Raw genomic sequence first — 15749 nt, forward strand, 5'->3', positions numbered from 1 at the left:
GCAGGTGCTATTTTATCATGTTATCAGCACATCTGGCAGAAAAAATTATAACTGAAGTAAAAAAACTGCTATCGGAAGATATTATTATTGTGAGCAAGAGCGGCACGATCATGGCAAGCACCGATAAAAGAAGAATAGGAAATTACCATGAAGGTGCACTGCTGGCAGCAAAAGATGGAGAATCCCGCATCATTACAAAAGAGGACGAAAAGCACCTCGCTGGTGTTAAAGCAGGAATTAACCTGCCTGTGTTTTTAAATAATGAAGTCATCGGTGTCATCGGAATTACGGGTTCTCCCTCTCATGTTTCTCCATTTGGTGTCATCATTCAAAAAATGACTGAGCTGCTCATTCGGGAAAATCATTATTCCGAACTATTCCAATGGGAAACGCGTGCGCTCGAAGGATTTGTGTTTGAATGGCTGCAGCAAAGAACCATGGATGCATCCTTCTTAGAGCGGGCACGTTTATTAGAAATTAATCTTGAAAGCAAAAGACAAATCATCCTGCTCCAGTGGCCTCAGCATATGGAGCCTCTGTTACGAAATAAATGGGTGCAGCTGCTCGAATGGCCGGAAAAGAAAAGCAATGACCTGTTTGTGCGCTGGGGAAATGAACGGATGATTTTATTGCTTGAGGTTACCGAAACCATTCAATCAAGAGAAAAAATTAAAAGATTTATCCAATTTAGCAATAGCATAATCCCTGGACTTCATGCCGGTGTGGGAAGGGCTGTTGATGGCATCCATGTAACTCAATCGCTGCAGCAGGCAGAGCGGGCATTAAAATCAATTGTAGATGATCAATATTTCTGTTTTGATGAAGATTTAATTCTCGAACTGATTCTTGACGAATTATCTGCTGAAACAAAGAAAGATTATCTTGAGAAGACCCTTTCCCCAATCCTAGAAGAAGAGGACTTGTTGATCACAATGGAAGAACTATTTCGGCAAAATCACTCTCTGAAAAAAACAGCGGAAGCCCTCCATATTCATATAAATACCCTTCATTACAGAATAAATAAAATAAAAACTTTAACTGGATTAAGCTTAAATCAAATCTATGATGCGTCAGCACTTTATTTAGCTTTTTTAATATTGGAGAAATCTACAAAAAGTTGAGCAAATAACCTATAAATTTCATTTGTTTATACATAGCAGGTTAGCACCTGCTTTTTTTATACTTAAATAAGGTAGAAGTTACAAAGGAGAGGGTAATATGATCCAGCCGGAAGTAAAACAGAGGCTTATTCAGATAGTCGGCAGTGAAAATTTCGAAGATTCAAAAACAGAAAGACTCGTTTATTCATATGATGCAACTCCTAATTTTCAAGCAATGCCAGACGCAGTGGTGAAACCAAGGAACACAGGAGAAGTTTCTGAAATCATGAAAATCTGCAGCGAATATGCAATTCCCATTGTTCCAAGAGGTTCGGGTACTAACTTATGTGCAGGTACATGTCCAAAAGAAGGCGGCCTTGTTCTTCTCTTTACACATATGCGAGAAATTCTGGAAATTGATGAAGATAATTTAACAATGACCGTTCAGCCTGGGGTAATTACACAAGATCTCATCCAAAAAGCAGAGGAAAAGGGATTCTTTTATCCTCCAGATCCAAGTTCAATGAAGATCTCAACGATTGGCGGCAATATAAATGAAAACTCCGGAGGCCTTCGCGGCTTAAAATACGGCGTAACGCGTGACTATGTTCTCGGACTTGAGGCTGTTTTGGCGAATGGCGATATTATCCGTACTGGAGGCAAATTAGCAAAAGACGTGGCAGGCTATGACCTTACAAGGTTGCTTGTTGGCTCGGAAGGAACTTTAGCGATTATCACAGAAGCAACCTTAAAGCTCATTCCTATGCCTGAAACGAAGAAAACCATTCTGGCTCTTTATCATGATATGGAAGCAGCAGCACGATCGGTTTCGAAGATTATTTCCGCAAAAATCATCCCTGCCACTTTGGAATTCTTAGATCGCCCAACATTAAAGGTTGTTGAAGATTTTGCACAAATCGGCCTGCCGACAGATGTTGAAGCAGTTCTCCTTATTGAACAGGATGGACCAAAGGAAGTTGTTGAAAGAGACATTTTAAATATAGCAAAGATTTGTGAAGAAGAAATGGCCATTTCTGTTCAAGTAGCACAAACAGAAGCTGAAGCTGAAGCACTTCGCACCGCACGCAGAGCAGCGCTTTCAGCACTGGCTCGATTAAGCCCAACAACGATTTTGGAGGATGCCACTGTTCCAAGATCTGAAATTGCCAATATGGTAAAAGCCATTAACGAAATAGCCCTAAAGCATAATGTAACTATATGTACATTCGGACATGCTGGAGACGGTAATTTGCATCCTACCTGTACAACTGATGCGCGTAATAAAGATGAAATGGAAAGAGTCGAAAAAGCATTTGAAGATATATTCATAAAAGCGATTGAATTAGGCGGTACTATCACAGGCGAGCATGGTGTCGGCATTATGAAAGCGCCTTATTTGGAGTTAAAGCTAAAATCTGAAGGAATAGCTGCCATGCAGGCAATAAAATCCGGCCTAGATCCAAACAACATTTTAAACCCAGGAAAAATGTTTGCCAAAGATAACCGTAAAAGAGTGGTGGTAGCAAAATGACTACAGTAAAAGAACAGCAGGAAATTCAAAACCACTTTAAGGAACGAATGAATGAAGATGAATTATTAAACTGTATGAGATGCGGATTCTGCCTGCCTTCCTGCCCAACTTATATTGAATCAGGGTATAAGGAATCACATTCTCCAAGAGGCCGGATTGCCTTAATGAAGGCTGTTGCAGATGGAATCATCGAACCAGATGAAGATGTGGAAAGAACACTTGATTTATGCCTTGGCTGCCGTGCGTGCGAGCCGGTTTGTCCATCAGGAGTTAATTATGGTCATTTGCTCGAGGAAGCACGGGATATCATCAATCAGAATAAAAGACATTCTCTTCCCGTCCGAGCACTGAGAAAAACTGTCTTTGAAGGCTTATTTCCACATCAAAATCGTATGAGAATGGCTGTAGGTTTACTTGGTTTTTACCAGCGTACCGGACTGCAGGCCCTCACGCAAAAAACCGGACTCATGAACCTATTTCCAGCCCATCTGGCGACAATGGAAAAGGTTCTGCCAAAAGCGCCAAGTCTAAAAGAAATGAAATCTCGTCCAACAGAGCTGAAGGCCACTACAGAAGTGAAAAAGAGAGTAGCTTTTTTCTCAGGCTGTTTAATGGATACGATGTTTCTTGACACAAACAATGCTACCTTAAAGCTTTTGCAAATGGCTGGCTGTGAAATTGCTATTCCAGAGGAACAAGCATGCTGCGGGGCACTGCATGGACATAGCGGAGAAAAGGACACAGCAAAGAAAATGGCCAAAAGAAATATCGAAGCTTTTGAGGACTTGGGAGCAGACTATATCATTACGAATGCAGGCGGCTGTGGTGCATTTTTAATTGATTATGACCACTTGCTTAAGGATGATGACCAATGGCGCGAACGAGCACGTCAATTTACAGCAAAAATTAAAGATGTAACCGAAATACTTGTTGAAATGGATTTTCACGTTCAAATACCTTTGTCTATGCAAAATGTAACAGTCACTTATCAGGATTCATGTCATTTGCGCAATGTGATGAAGACATCTTCTGCACCAAGATTATTGCTTCAATCAATAACAGGTGCTCATTATCAGGAAATGCAGAAGGCTGACAGCTGCTGCGGTTCTGCAGGGATCTATAATATTATTGAATCCGAAATGTCCATGAAGATTCTTGACAGTAAAATGGAGCATACGAAGAATACAAATGCAGCTATCGTTGTGACAGCTAATCCCGGCTGTCTGCTGCAAATGAAACTTGGCATTGAAAAAGAAGGATTATCAGATCGTATGAAAGCCGTTCATATAGCAGATTTATTATATGAAGCAGCAACCTCACAAATTTCTTAAAAGAATGCGAAAATTTTACCACTCATGAAAAAACGATGTTTATAGAAACTAACTATTACAGAGAGAAATCATCCCTCTGTTGAAATATATAAAATCGACCTTTAGGAGTGGATATGAATGGCTAGAAGCAGCAATAAATTATTAGTACCAGGAATCGATCAATATTTAGATCAAGTGAAATATGAGATTGCACAAGAATTCGGTGTTCAGCTTGGTTCTGATACGGTTGCCCGTTCTAACGGATCTGTTGGCGGCGAAATTACGAAAAGGCTTGTAAAGCAAGCTCAATCTCAATTATCTGGTAAATAAAATAAATATGGAAATAGTCCGGTTCCCTTGCAGAACCGGACTTTTACATGTGATTTGTTATAATTTTATTGAACATGCAAAGTTTTCTTAGTTTTCCTGCTCATCTTGAGCGGAGCTTTTATATAACCCTACAGTTAGACCATTTTCCTTAGCGAGTTTACGTTCACTTAATGTTCCATAGATGACTTCCATATCAACCTCTGCTGCTTCTGCAATTTCCGATTTCACAGCCAATAATTCGCTTTGCAGCTGATCATATGATTCATTATCACTTTCACCATTTTTAACCGCTGCTATAACAAGGGGCTCATTGGTTTCAAGGTATCCTTGTTCATTCATCTCTACAATCACCATTGCTGCAACATTTTTTATATGAGTGTTTTTCCACTCTTTAAGGTTGTCCATTACTGCTGCTCCAGCCTGGTTAAAAGGTACGATATCAATAACGTTATTCTCGCTGTTTAATTTCATTTCAAGGCTTGATTCAGTGTCAATTGAAACATATGAATATGTTTTTGTATCATGAATAAAAGGAATGGCGATCGAAGTTATGATGGCAATAAGCAGGGTTGCAATCAGGACTGCTCCTCTATTGAGTGCAGTGAAATAAGAGCTTAAGCTGAACCTCCCTTTTCGCAATGTTTCTGGTGAGGTAAATTCAATTTCTTCTCCAATTAAATAAGATTGACCTTTATTGGAAGTTTTAACAAAGTCTCCATCGGGTGTTAAAAGTGTGATGGAGTCTAAATCTATGTCTATAATGACCCCTTTTTTCATGGCTCAAGCACCCCCTTAATATAATCTCTTAAGTAAATATAATCGCCAAGAAAAATCAGACTGACAGCAATTATATATTTTCGGTTGCGCTCAATTGTTTTTCTGCTAACGTCCAGCTTTTTTTCAAGGTCTTTAATGGGCAGTTTTTTCTTCTGAATCAGTGCTTCGCTCATTTTTTCATCAGCAGCAATAAGTTGTGCTGCATGTATAGCTTTTCTGCGGGCATCTGAATGTTTAGGTGAAAGATCTGCAAGCTCAGAAAACAAAATTCCAAACTCCTCTAAAACTTTTTTATAATGGAGAATTTCCTCTCTTCTAGCTTCCGTATCGGATTGCTGCTTAAAATTCCCCAATGAATAATGATCCTGACTGAATGGAGAATCACCATCTTCAACCGAACTATAGGAAGTATCTGTATATTTTGCCTGCTGTCTTATGTAGTCAATCACTCTTCTTTTTATCAATATTTCAGAAAAAGATAAAAGCGACCTCCCCTTCTTTTCGCTAAACTGGTTTATGGCTTCATTGAAAGCGATCAGGCCAATACTAAATTCATCATCTGATTCATGGATATATCTTTTGCAAACAGAAGAAACCGTCTTGGCAATGAAAGGCTTAAAAGCCTGTATCAGCTCATTTTGAAGTTCAGCATCTCCTTGTTGTATTTGTCGGACTGTATCCTCTAACGACTGTTTACTTTTTTTCCAGGACAAGAGACTTAGCATTGGTCTCACCTCATTCCAAGCAATATTATATCATATGGATTTGCTTATGGATGACATGATGGAAACTGACAAAACTGAAGTTCCTATCCTTAAACAACTATATTATTTCGTTCCGAACTTTTAGGCTGTGGGGGTACTTTTAAAAAAAGTTGGCTGGGACCGATAAAAGATTATCCTGCAATACGCAGTTGTTACAATTTCATTTTCAGCCATTCTAACAGCAGCAAAAAACCCGAACCTTAAGACAGATAATTATACAAATATCTGCTAATTGTTCAGGTTAACTTCGGCTGAAATACTATGATCTCAGCTAGTATCTACATTATATTTTGCGTTCTTTCAAGATCCAAAGCTTTTTTATAACGTATATTTTTTGATCATATTTGAATGCATAATGAATTTATACAGCCTTTTTCATTCTCGCCTTGCGAACCGTTAATATAATCCACCGAATAATAAGCCCTGTAATCACGCCAGGAATCACCCCCATCATTGGTAAAAAAACTGGACCAAAAAATATGCCAAATAATCTTACTTCTGTTGAATACATGAGTCCTACTGTGACAAAATAGGCAGAAAAAACAAATGGCAGAAAAGATAGCTCCTCATTCTCTGGCATCGCAATTTTATATGCATCCCACATAGCAAACATATACAAACAAGGGTAAAACATGAGCCACTGGAAATTCATTACTTCCACTGCCTTATCCATCTCCCCCAAGAAGCTATACATTATGCCTGCATTAAAATTACTATAAACATTTACTAGAAATTCAAGCACAACAAATAATGTGCCTTTCCATAAATGCTTCGCTAATAATTGGCTAAAGCCTGGTAAGGCGATGCTCCATAATACAGCTTCAAGTTTTCCCATTTTTTTCATCCATTATCACCAGCTACGTTTGTATACTGTTATGTTGCTCTGGAATAGACATAATTATCATAAAGATTCCAGTTAATTTCCTAAAATAATAAAATTTTAAAGGTATATTCTGAGAATAAGCTTTCTTAAAACAAAAAACTCCTTTCAAGCTAAGTGCATAGAAACACTAACTTGAAAAGAGTTTAGTTTAAGGTATTTTAAATCTTGTTCTCCATAATCATATTAAAGATTATTATCGTTTTTCTTATGATCATCGGTATCTTTTACAATCTTCAGCAGTTCTTCAAGCATGTTTTCCATATCTTTTTTTGAATAGCTTTTATCGTCCTTTACAGGCAGTTCTTCTTCAGCCGGCTGCTTTTCTTCCGGAGGTACTACTGCCCTTTCTTCCAATAGATAAGCAGGAATCAGCTGTCCATCTGGTGTTGCATACACTTTATTTAACCTTCTTGTATCCTTGTCAAATAAGCTATATATGATTGGGATGACAAATAAAGTTAAGAATGTGGAGCTAATTAAGCCGCCAATAACCGTAATTCCCATCGGCTGGTTTATTTCCGCTCCCTCGCCTAGCCCTAGAGCAAGAGGCACTAATCCTAATATAGTGGTTAAGGCTGTCATCAAAATCGGTCGAGCACGATCCTTTACTGATGAAACAATAGCATCATAAGTCTTCATACCCGCTTCTTTTCGCTGATTAATGTAATCGACAATCACGATGGCATTATTAACTACGATCCCGGCAAGCACAATTAATCCGATAATAGCCGTTAAGCTTACAGGAGTCCGAGTAATGGTTAAAGCAATGGAAACACCAATTACCATTAAAGGCACTGTAAATAATATAACAAACGGATATTTCAATGATTCAAACTGAGCTGCCATCACCAGATAAATAAAGATGATCGCCAATACAAAAGCCAGAATCATATCATCAATGGAAGACTCAAGCAGTTCTCGATCTCCGCTAAAGACTATTTGTGTCTCTTCAGCCAAATCAAGAGCTTCAATTTCTTCATCCACAAGGTTTGAAAATGCGCCCATATTTGTATTTGCATTATATTGAACATTAAAGCCAATCGCATCCTGCTGATTAATTCTTCTTATATTAACAGGACCTTCTCCTTGCGTAATTTCTGTTACATCACTAAGCGGTATATATGTGTCATCCGGTTTCTTGATCAGCAATGATTTTAAGTTATCGAGATTTTGTGTCACTTCTCTATCATATTCAACATAAACACCATAGATATCAGAGTTTTCGGTTACCATCTGCGTGGCCATATTGCCGCGTGTAACATCATTTACAGCCATCGCTATTTGTGCTGGCGCCAGCCCTTGCTGAAGAGCTCTTTCTTTATCAACCGTAATTTGAATTTCTTCGACCGTATCCATAACATCGGTAGAAATTTCAGTTACGTCATCAAGCTCAGACAAGGCGTTATAAATTTGCTCTGTAGCTTCATCTAGACGAGCTGAGTCTGTATCACGCACATTAAAGGATAATGTGTTCGGAGCAGAACCTGTTGATGATTGCAGACTAAATGAAAGTTCGGCACTCTCATTAGCATTTTGAGCAGCACTTTCTAAGCCGCTTTTTACATCGTCAGCAAATTCAAAGGTTGAACGCTCTCGTTCCTCCAAATCTTTCATTTTAATGTATACTTCTGCGATATTAGGGCTGCCTGATCCTCTAAAAGACCCTTCCTGGGTTGTTCCAATTAATGAAACATACGTATCTACATCTGTCTCGTCTTCAAGCTCAGCCTCTAACGCTGCAATGACCTTTTCTGTTTCAGTCAAGGCTGTACCATTTTCCAATTCAACCCGAATGGAGAAAAAGCCTTCATCAGTGTTGGGCAAAAACTGAGTGCCTACAGTAGAAATGCCGTATCCTCCTGCAGCTAAAAGCACTAAAGAACTGATTAAAACAAGGGCACGGTGTTTTAAGGACCATTTTACTGACCCCTCAAGCCATTTTAACAGTGCAGATTCTTGTCTTTTCGCTTCAAGATTTTCTTTTGGCGCTTTCAAAAGGCGGCTCGCAAGCATTGGTACAACTGTTAATGCAACAATTAACGAAGCAAATAAACTGAATGATATGGTTAACGCAAACTCAGTGAATAGTTCGCCAATAATCCCTGTAATAAAAGCAACTGGCAGGAACACAGCAACAGTTGTTAACGTAGATGCTGTAATCGCCGTGCCAACCTCTTTTGCTCCGTCTCTTGCTGCTGTTTTAGGATCTTTCCCCATTGAAAGGTGGCGGTAAATATTTTCAATAACGACAATTGCATTATCGACCAACATCCCAATTCCGAGAGCAAGTCCGCCTAATGTCATAATATTCAAGGTGAAATCTGAAAAATACATCAGTACAAAAGTAAAAATGACTGAGTAAGGAATCGCTATTCCAATGATAAGCGGACTTTTTACACTTCGTAAAAAGAAAAACAGCACAATCATTGCAAGTACTCCCCCAACAACAAGGGAGCTGGATATATTGCTGATCGCCAGCTGAATATAATCACCCTGATCAAACAAAATATCTGCTTCTATATGGTCAAACTGCTCTTTTTGCAGCTGCTCATCTAATGCTTCTGTAAATGCATCAGATACTTGAGCTGTGTTGGCATCCGATTGCTGGAGAACACTAAGCAGTACAGATGGTGCCTCATTGGTTCTTGTAATGGTTCGATCATCCTGATTTACGAGTTCTACCTCACTAATATCCGCCAGAGTTATCTGATTTCCTGATCCGTCAGCTGTAACAGTTAAATCCTCCAGCATCTCAATTGAATTTACAGTACTGATAATTCTCGTTGTTAATTCTTTTCCATTTGTTAAAATCGTATCTCCAGGAAGCGAGATATCATTTGCCTGAATTACATCGACAACATCAGCCTGACTCAACTTATATTCTTCAAGTCTTTCCTGATCAAGCTGGACCCGAACTTCCTTAATTGCTGTACCGGATGTGTTTACACTCGCGACACCATCTACTTTGGCCAGTTCAAGATTTAATTGATCAGCAAGCTCTCTTAAAGTTTCTTCATCTTCATTCGCACTTAAAGATAGTTGAATAATGGGAAACTGGGAGGGATCAAACTTCAAAAAACGCGGCCGTTCTGCATCTTCAGGCATTTCGGTCTGATCTAATCTTTGAATTACTTCTGTTTGAATCTCATCAATGTCTGTTGTCCAGGAAAATTCCAGCAAAGTCATGTTGGCACTTTCCTGTGACGTGGTTGTCATTGTTTTTAAGCCTGGCAGCGTACTCAAGCTTTCCTCTAATGGCTTTGTCACTTTGTCTGCTACCTCTTCAGGACTTGCTCCTGCATAGGTGGTTACAACAACACCGACTGGCGGATTAATATCCGGAATTAATTTAAGCGGTATATTAAGAAGTGAAACTCCTCCTAATACAAGCACTAATACCATTGTTACAATCGTAAATATAGGTCTCTTTATCGAAAACTGACTTATTTGCACCAAATGTCCCCTCTCAAGAATGTATCATAGTCTACCTTTACTATATAAAAAGCTAGACTATAGATGCAAGGAACAGGCAATTAACAATTGTAGCGATTTTATGACAAATATAAAACTTGTTTGATTGGAAAATCCTGCAAGGACGCAGACAGAGGCTTAGTTATTTTATAAAAAAGAGACTGAGAGCTTCTTATGAGCTCACAGCCTCTATTCTTAGTGAAACGATTTTCCCTTTAACTGTTCTTTTTAATCGTAAGTCCCGTGATTCCATAAAGGATCGTGAGCACTGGAGATAACAAGCAAAAGAACGCAAATGGCAGATATTCCATTGTTGACACATCTAAAACACCTGTTAGGAACACTCCGCATACACTCCATGGAACTAACGGATTAATAACCGTCCCTGCATCCTCTAATACTCGCGATAAATTTTTCAGGTGCAGGCCAGCTTTCGTAAATGCGTTTTGAAACGCACTGCCTGTTAGCAAAATGGACAGATACTGTTCACCTATTGTTATATTAATTCCAATCGCCGTACAAGCTGCCGCAGTAATAAGAACAGGAACCTTTTTCAAATGATTTTGAATGCCTTTTAATAAGGCTGGAAGGATCCCAAGCTTAATAAATAGACCTCCTAGCCCCAGAGCAAGCAATACAAGAGAGATAGAGAAAAACATGCTCTCCATACCTCCTCTATTCAAAAGTGAATCAACTTGTTCTACCCCCGTATCAGATTGGAATCCTGCAAACAGAATCGTCATTAAGGCAGAAAAAGAAAAATCATTTTGAACGAAAAAGGCCAAGGCTGCCGCTGAAATCACTCCAGCTGAAAGAGTTAAAATAGAAGGCACCTTTTTTATTGCCAGTAAGGCTAAAATCGCAAAGGGAATGAGAGAATACCATTTAATAAAGCCTAAATCCTTTAACGTCTCTTTGAATAAACTTATGGTCTGAAAATCCGCAGAGGCTTCCTGTGGTGAAAGAAATGCAAAAAAGATAAAGGACAATGCAAAAGCAGGAATTGTTGTCCATGCCATGTTCTTAATGTGTTCAAATAAATCCACTTTTACAATCATAGATGCCAAATTCGTTGTATCAGACAGCGGGGACATTTTATCGCCAAAAAAGGCACCAGAAATAACTGCCCCTGCAGTTATAGCGTCTGATAATCCTAAAGCACTGCTGATGCTCATAAACGCTACGCCCAAAGTCGCTGCTGTCGTAAGCGAGCTGCCAATGCTTAAACCAATTAGACTTGTAACAATAAAAACAATTGCATAATAGAATTGGCCATTTACGGTCTCTAAAGCCAAATAAATAAAAGTAGGGATCGTTCCGCTTGCCATCCAGCTGCTAATTAGCATGCCAATGAAAAAGAAGATAAAGATTGCGCCAATTCCAGATTTTGCTCCTTCAAATATTCCTTCTTCAATATTTGAAACTGACACCCTTTTGCATAAACCATATAGAATCAATGTAATGATGGCGAAGATAATGGGAATATGAGGAGTTACCTCTAATCCGATAATCGAATAACTAACTCCTCCTATCACCAAAATGGTGATGATGATTGCTTCCCAGACTGATATCTCTTGTGCTGACTTAACATGCTGCATAAAAATCCCTCCACAATACATTCAAGCATTTCCTTTAAGTGTCCTATAAAATGCTAGAGATAGATGCACTTGTACTTTCATATAAATTAGCTGCTGTGTCGTATCATCAATAATGCTTCTAATTTATACTTTCCGAAAGTGCAAGCAGAAAAAGCCGAGCTTTTTCCCCTGTAGAAATAGGGACGAAATAGCTCCGCGTTACCACCCTAATTGATAAATAGGGATTTCTAGATGGAAACCATTATTTTATCCACTTCATTCGTTAATGTCATTTTTTCACAGTTGTACTTGGAAATAAAGGCTGCCTGAATTTTCACCGTCTATTCAGTCTCTGGCTGCTGCACACCCATAATTCTACTCTTCGCTGCTGACATTGTATATCTACTTTTTCACTTAAACGCTTTTAGGTATTAAAGTGTTATTTAATAATTAAACTATATCTGCTCCCTTTGAATGTGTCAAGAATTTTTTAAGGAATACAAATTTGCATAAAAAAACCGAAAGAGGCTGGGAAAAACGAAATTAATCTTTCTAAAAAACGAACATTCAATATCTTGGTTTAGGTATTTAAACAAGTCCGTTCCATTGCGCTGCGGACCCTCGCTTTCCGTGGGGAGGAAGCTAAGCCTCCTCGGAGCAAGCTCCTGCGGGGTCTCAGCTTTTCCTCTATTGCCCACAGGAGTCGAGTGTCCTCCGCTCCATTTCACTCTGCTAATAAAATACATTTTATAATCGTAAAAAAACCGAATGATTAGAAAGATGACTTCCTAACCATTCGGTTCTATGAGAGTGTTAAATACTTATGTCCCAGCCTCATATATAGTTCGGTTCAAAGCTCATGTCCAAACTCTTTATTTTACGACTGAGTGTCCATTGGATTATATAATGCTACATCTGGATTTTTTTCCTGGAACCAGCGTAGTGCGAAATCATTTTCAAATAAAAATACGTACTTGTCATATCGATCTTTTACAAGTAAACTGCGTGAACTGGAGAGGTTTTCATTTATGTCTTCTTTTTCAACCCAGCGCGTGATTTTAGAACCTAAACGTTCCATAAACACTTCAGTATTGTATTCATTTTTCATGCGATGTTCGAATACTTCAAATTGCAGCTGTCCTACAGCACCAAGCAGGTATTCATCTGTTTTAACCGTTTTAAATAGCTGAATGGCCCCTTCTTGCACAAGCTGTCCAATGCCTTTATGAAAATGCTTTTGCTTCATCACGTTTTTTGCTGTTACACGCATGAATAACTCAGGCGTGAATTGCGGCAATCGTTCATATTGGAAATTATTTTTTCCTACTGTCAAGGTATCGCCAATTTGATAGGTGCCTGGATCATAGATCCCTATAATATCTCCACTTACAGCTTCATCTACCGTGCTGCGATCATCTGCCATAAATTGAGTCGATTGAGCTAACTTGATCTGTTTGCTGAGACGTGGAACATTTACATTCATGCCTCTTTCAAACTTACCAGAACAAATGCGCAGAAAAGCAATCCGGTCACGGTGAGCAGGATTCATATTGGCTTGAATTTTAAAGATAAATCCTGAGAAATCCTCTGACAATGGATCAATTTCTCCCTCCGTTGAATTACGCGGCTGCGGAGATGGAGCAAATTGCAGATAAGACTCTAAGAAGGTTTGCACGCCGAAATTTGTCAGTGCAGACCCAAAAAATACAGGCGTTAATTCCCCGTCTCGGATGCGCTCTCTAGAAAATTCATTGCCTGCTTCGTTTAACAGCATAATTTCTTCTAAAGTCTGTTCATATAAGCCAGATTCCTTTAAATCGTGGGCTCCCGCTATCTCTCCTTCATCATTCAGAGAAATAAAGCGCTCATCCTCTTCCACACGGAACTGTTCAATCCGATTATTGAAACGATCATAAATGCCTAGGAATTCTTTTCCCATTCCAATCGGCCAGTTCATTGGATATGATTCAATTCCCATTACTTCTTCAAGCTCTGCAAGAAGTTCCAATGGTGTTTTTCCTTGGCGGTCAAGTTTGTTAATAAATGTAAAAATAGGAATACCTCTCATACGGCAAACCTTAAATAACTTTAGTGTTTGAGCTTCTATCCCTTTTGCAGAATCAATGATCATGACTGCACTATCAACAGCCGTTAATGTTCTATATGTGTCTTCACTGAAATCCTGGTGACCAGGTGTATCCAAAATGTTTACGCGGGCTCCATTATAATCAAACTGCATGACACTTGACGTAACAGAAATTCCACGCTGCTTCTCAATTTCCATCCAGTCACTGGTTGCGTATTTACCAGTTTTCTTTCCCTTTACAGTTCCAGCATCTCTAATCGCTCCGCCAAATAACAGAAGCTTTTCCGTTAATGTTGTTTTGCCTGCATCCGGGTGGGATATTATAGCAAATGTTCTTCTTGATAAAACTTGATCTTTTAAATTTTTAGACATGTATCTTCCTCACAACTTTCATTTGTCATACCCTCAATTGTATCGTCCGCCGCAAGAGTTTGCAATCCTCTTTTCTTGTCAGTGTTTTTCTTGATATTCATATGCTTATCCTTTACTTCAAAGGGTATAATTCTACAAGTTTGTTTCTTCGATCACTGGTATCTCTATTTTAAACATATTCACATGTTGTCAGTCCGTTTGTACATAATACAAATATTGCAGCTTTGAATACTTTATTGAGGTGATATTATGAATTTCATTTGGGGCCTTTTCGGAATCATTGTTGTCCTTGGCATCGGCTTCCTTTTATCAAATAACCGAAGCTCCATCAAGCTCAGAACTATTTTATCCGGGTTAGCGATTCAAATTCTCTTTGGCTTTCTTGTTCTAAAATGGGAAACAGGAAGAAGTGTATTAAACTGGTTAACAATGCGGGTAAATGATATTATCAGCTATGCAAATGAAGGAATTAACTTCTTATTTGGCGGCATTTTCACGGAACAGTCTGGCATTACTTCCGTTTTTGCTTTTCAAGTATTACCGGTTGTTATTTTCTTTTCGTCTTTAATTTCTGTACTCTACTATCTAAAGATTATGCAATTTTTTATTAAGATTCTGGGTGGAGGTCTTTCTTGGCTCTTAGGAACTCGCAAAGCAGAATCTCTTTCCGCTGCAGCAAATATTTTTGTGGGACAAACGGAGGCACCCCTTGTTGTCAAACCGTATATTGCCCGCATGTCTCAATCTGAGCTGTTCGCAGTGATGACTGGCGGACTTGCATCCGTTGCCGGCTCCGTTCTGATTGGATATTCATTGCTTGGCGTTCCATTAGAATATTTAATAGCTGCCAGCTTTATGGCTGCCCCTGCCGGCCTTGTAATGGCCAAGCTAATCTTGCCAGAAACAGAGGGCATAGAAGAACCGAAGGAATTTGAGATGGACGATGACAAAGATGCAGCCAATGTCATTGATGCTGCCGCAAAAGGAGCAAGTGTCGGCCTTAATCTTGCTCTTAATATCGGGGCAATGCTTCTTGCATTTATCGCCATTGTTGCTCTGCTGAATGGTCTTTTAAGCGGAATCGGCAGTCTATTTGGATATGGAGATATTTCAATTGAGATGATTCTAGGCTATGTCTTCTCACCGCTTGCATTCGCAATCGGAGTACCATGGGACGAAGCTGTTACAGCCGGCAATTTCATTGGCCAAAAGCTTGTTCTAAATGAATTCGTTGCATATTCAGCTTTTGCACCTGAAATCGATCAGCTGACAGACAAAACCGTTGCCATTATTAGCTTTGCTTTGTGCGGATTTGCCAATATTTCCTCTCTCGGCATCCTTTTAGGCGGACTTGGAAATCTGGCACCTAATCGCCGTGCAGACATTGCAAAGCTTGGCATAAAAGCTGTTATTGCCGGTGCACTTGCTTCTTTGCTTAGTGCAGCAATTGCTGGAATGTTATTCTAAGCACTCTTTCTATTCAGTCTAATGAATTATATATGAAAATAAAAAGGTAATTGCTTCTGAATTCGCAATTACCTTTTTATT

At 39.1% G+C, this 15749-nt stretch carries 11 protein-coding genes; 5 read left to right on the forward strand and 6 right to left on the reverse strand.

Going from position 1 to position 15749, the window contains the following annotated elements; translation table 11 throughout:
• Nucleotides 1-17 precede the first annotated feature (17 nt).
• The 4 genes from A6754_RS14805 (at nt 18) to A6754_RS14820 (ending at nt 4271) form a co-directional block, all read left to right on the forward strand.
• On the forward strand, nt 18-1121 hold the full coding sequence (locus A6754_RS14805) for a CdaR family transcriptional regulator (protein WP_066447248.1): 1104 nt from the start codon (nt 18-20) through the stop codon (nt 1119-1121).
• 97 nt (nt 1122-1218) lie between these two features.
• Nucleotides 1219-2631 carry a glycolate oxidase subunit GlcD gene (glcD, locus tag A6754_RS14810; RefSeq protein ID WP_066447250.1) on the forward strand — a complete coding sequence of 471 codons (1413 nt, stop codon included), beginning with the start codon at nt 1219-1221 and terminating at the stop codon, nt 2629-2631.
• Nucleotides 2628-3962, forward strand: coding sequence for a (Fe-S)-binding protein (locus A6754_RS14815; RefSeq protein WP_066447253.1), 1335 nt, complete (start codon nt 2628-2630; stop codon nt 3960-3962). Before glcD ends, A6754_RS14815 begins: the two co-directional genes overlap by 4 nt.
• A 117-nt stretch (nt 3963-4079) precedes the next feature.
• Nucleotides 4080-4271: an alpha/beta-type small acid-soluble spore protein gene (locus tag A6754_RS14820; protein WP_066447256.1), complete on the forward strand. Its 192-nt coding sequence runs from the start codon at nt 4080-4082 to the stop codon at nt 4269-4271.
• A gap of 87 nt (nt 4272-4358) precedes the next feature.
• Here the strand turns inward: A6754_RS14820 and A6754_RS14825 are convergent, their stop codons facing one another.
• The 6 genes from A6754_RS14825 to A6754_RS14850 form a co-directional block, all read right to left on the reverse strand.
• Nucleotides 4359-5048: an anti-sigma factor domain-containing protein gene (locus tag A6754_RS14825; protein ID WP_066447259.1), complete on the reverse strand. Its 690-nt coding sequence runs from the start codon at nt 5046-5048 to the stop codon at nt 4359-4361.
• A complete protein-coding gene (sigI, locus tag A6754_RS14830; protein WP_066447265.1) occupies nt 5045-5773 on the reverse strand; it encodes an RNA polymerase sigma factor SigI in 729 nt (242 codons plus the stop codon). Before sigI ends, A6754_RS14825 begins: the two co-directional genes overlap by 4 nt.
• A 400-nt stretch (nt 5774-6173) precedes the next feature.
• Nucleotides 6174-6656 carry a hypothetical protein gene (locus tag A6754_RS14835; RefSeq protein WP_066447268.1) on the reverse strand — a complete coding sequence of 161 codons (483 nt, stop codon included), beginning with the start codon at nt 6654-6656 and terminating at the stop codon, nt 6174-6176.
• Between the two features lie 222 nt (nt 6657-6878).
• A complete protein-coding gene (locus A6754_RS14840) occupies nt 6879-10148 on the reverse strand; it encodes an efflux RND transporter permease subunit (protein ID WP_082851697.1) in 3270 nt (1089 codons plus the stop codon).
• 233 nt (nt 10149-10381) lie between these two features.
• Nucleotides 10382-11764, reverse strand: coding sequence for a Na+/H+ antiporter NhaC (gene nhaC, locus A6754_RS14845; RefSeq protein WP_066447270.1), 1383 nt, complete (start codon nt 11762-11764; stop codon nt 10382-10384).
• A gap of 856 nt (nt 11765-12620) precedes the next feature.
• A complete protein-coding gene (locus A6754_RS14850; RefSeq protein WP_066447275.1) occupies nt 12621-14201 on the reverse strand; it encodes a peptide chain release factor 3 in 1581 nt (526 codons plus the stop codon).
• Between the two features lie 249 nt (nt 14202-14450).
• On the opposite strand from A6754_RS14850, the gene A6754_RS14855 reads away from it, so the two are divergent.
• Entirely contained in the window at nt 14451-15668 is a 1218-nt protein-coding gene (locus A6754_RS14855) for a NupC/NupG family nucleoside CNT transporter (RefSeq protein WP_066447278.1), read from the forward strand.
• Nucleotides 15669-15749: the final 81 nt, after the last annotated feature.

It is taken from the genome of Cytobacillus gottheilii, from assembly GCF_001636345.1.
GTDB lineage: Bacteria > Bacillota > Bacilli > Bacillales > Cytobacillaceae > Cytobacillus > Cytobacillus gottheilii.

Bases quoted from the DNA above. Each gene is read 5' to 3' on its own strand.
- A6754_RS14805 (WP_066447248.1), top strand. From the start codon at position 18: ATGTTATCAGCACATCTGGCAGAAAAAATTATAACTGAAGTAAAAAAA.
- glcD (WP_066447250.1), top strand. From the start codon at position 1,219: ATGATCCAGCCGGAAGTAAAACAGAGGCTTATTCAGATAGTCGGCAGT.
- A6754_RS14815 (WP_066447253.1), top strand. From the start codon at position 2,628: ATGACTACAGTAAAAGAACAGCAGGAAATTCAAAACCACTTTAAGGAA.
- A6754_RS14820 (WP_066447256.1), top strand. From the start codon at position 4,080: ATGGCTAGAAGCAGCAATAAATTATTAGTACCAGGAATCGATCAATAT.
- A6754_RS14825 (WP_066447259.1), bottom strand. From the start codon at position 5,048: ATGAAAAAAGGGGTCATTATAGACATAGATTTAGACTCCATCACACTT.
- sigI (WP_066447265.1), bottom strand. From the start codon at position 5,773: ATGCTAAGTCTCTTGTCCTGGAAAAAAAGTAAACAGTCGTTAGAGGAT.
- A6754_RS14835 (WP_066447268.1), bottom strand. From the start codon at position 6,656: ATGAAAAAAATGGGAAAACTTGAAGCTGTATTATGGAGCATCGCCTTA.
- nhaC (WP_066447270.1), bottom strand. From the start codon at position 11,764: ATGCAGCATGTTAAGTCAGCACAAGAGATATCAGTCTGGGAAGCAATC.
- A6754_RS14850 (WP_066447275.1), bottom strand. From the start codon at position 14,201: ATGTCTAAAAATTTAAAAGATCAAGTTTTATCAAGAAGAACATTTGCT.
- A6754_RS14855 (WP_066447278.1), top strand. From the start codon at position 14,451: ATGAATTTCATTTGGGGCCTTTTCGGAATCATTGTTGTCCTTGGCATC.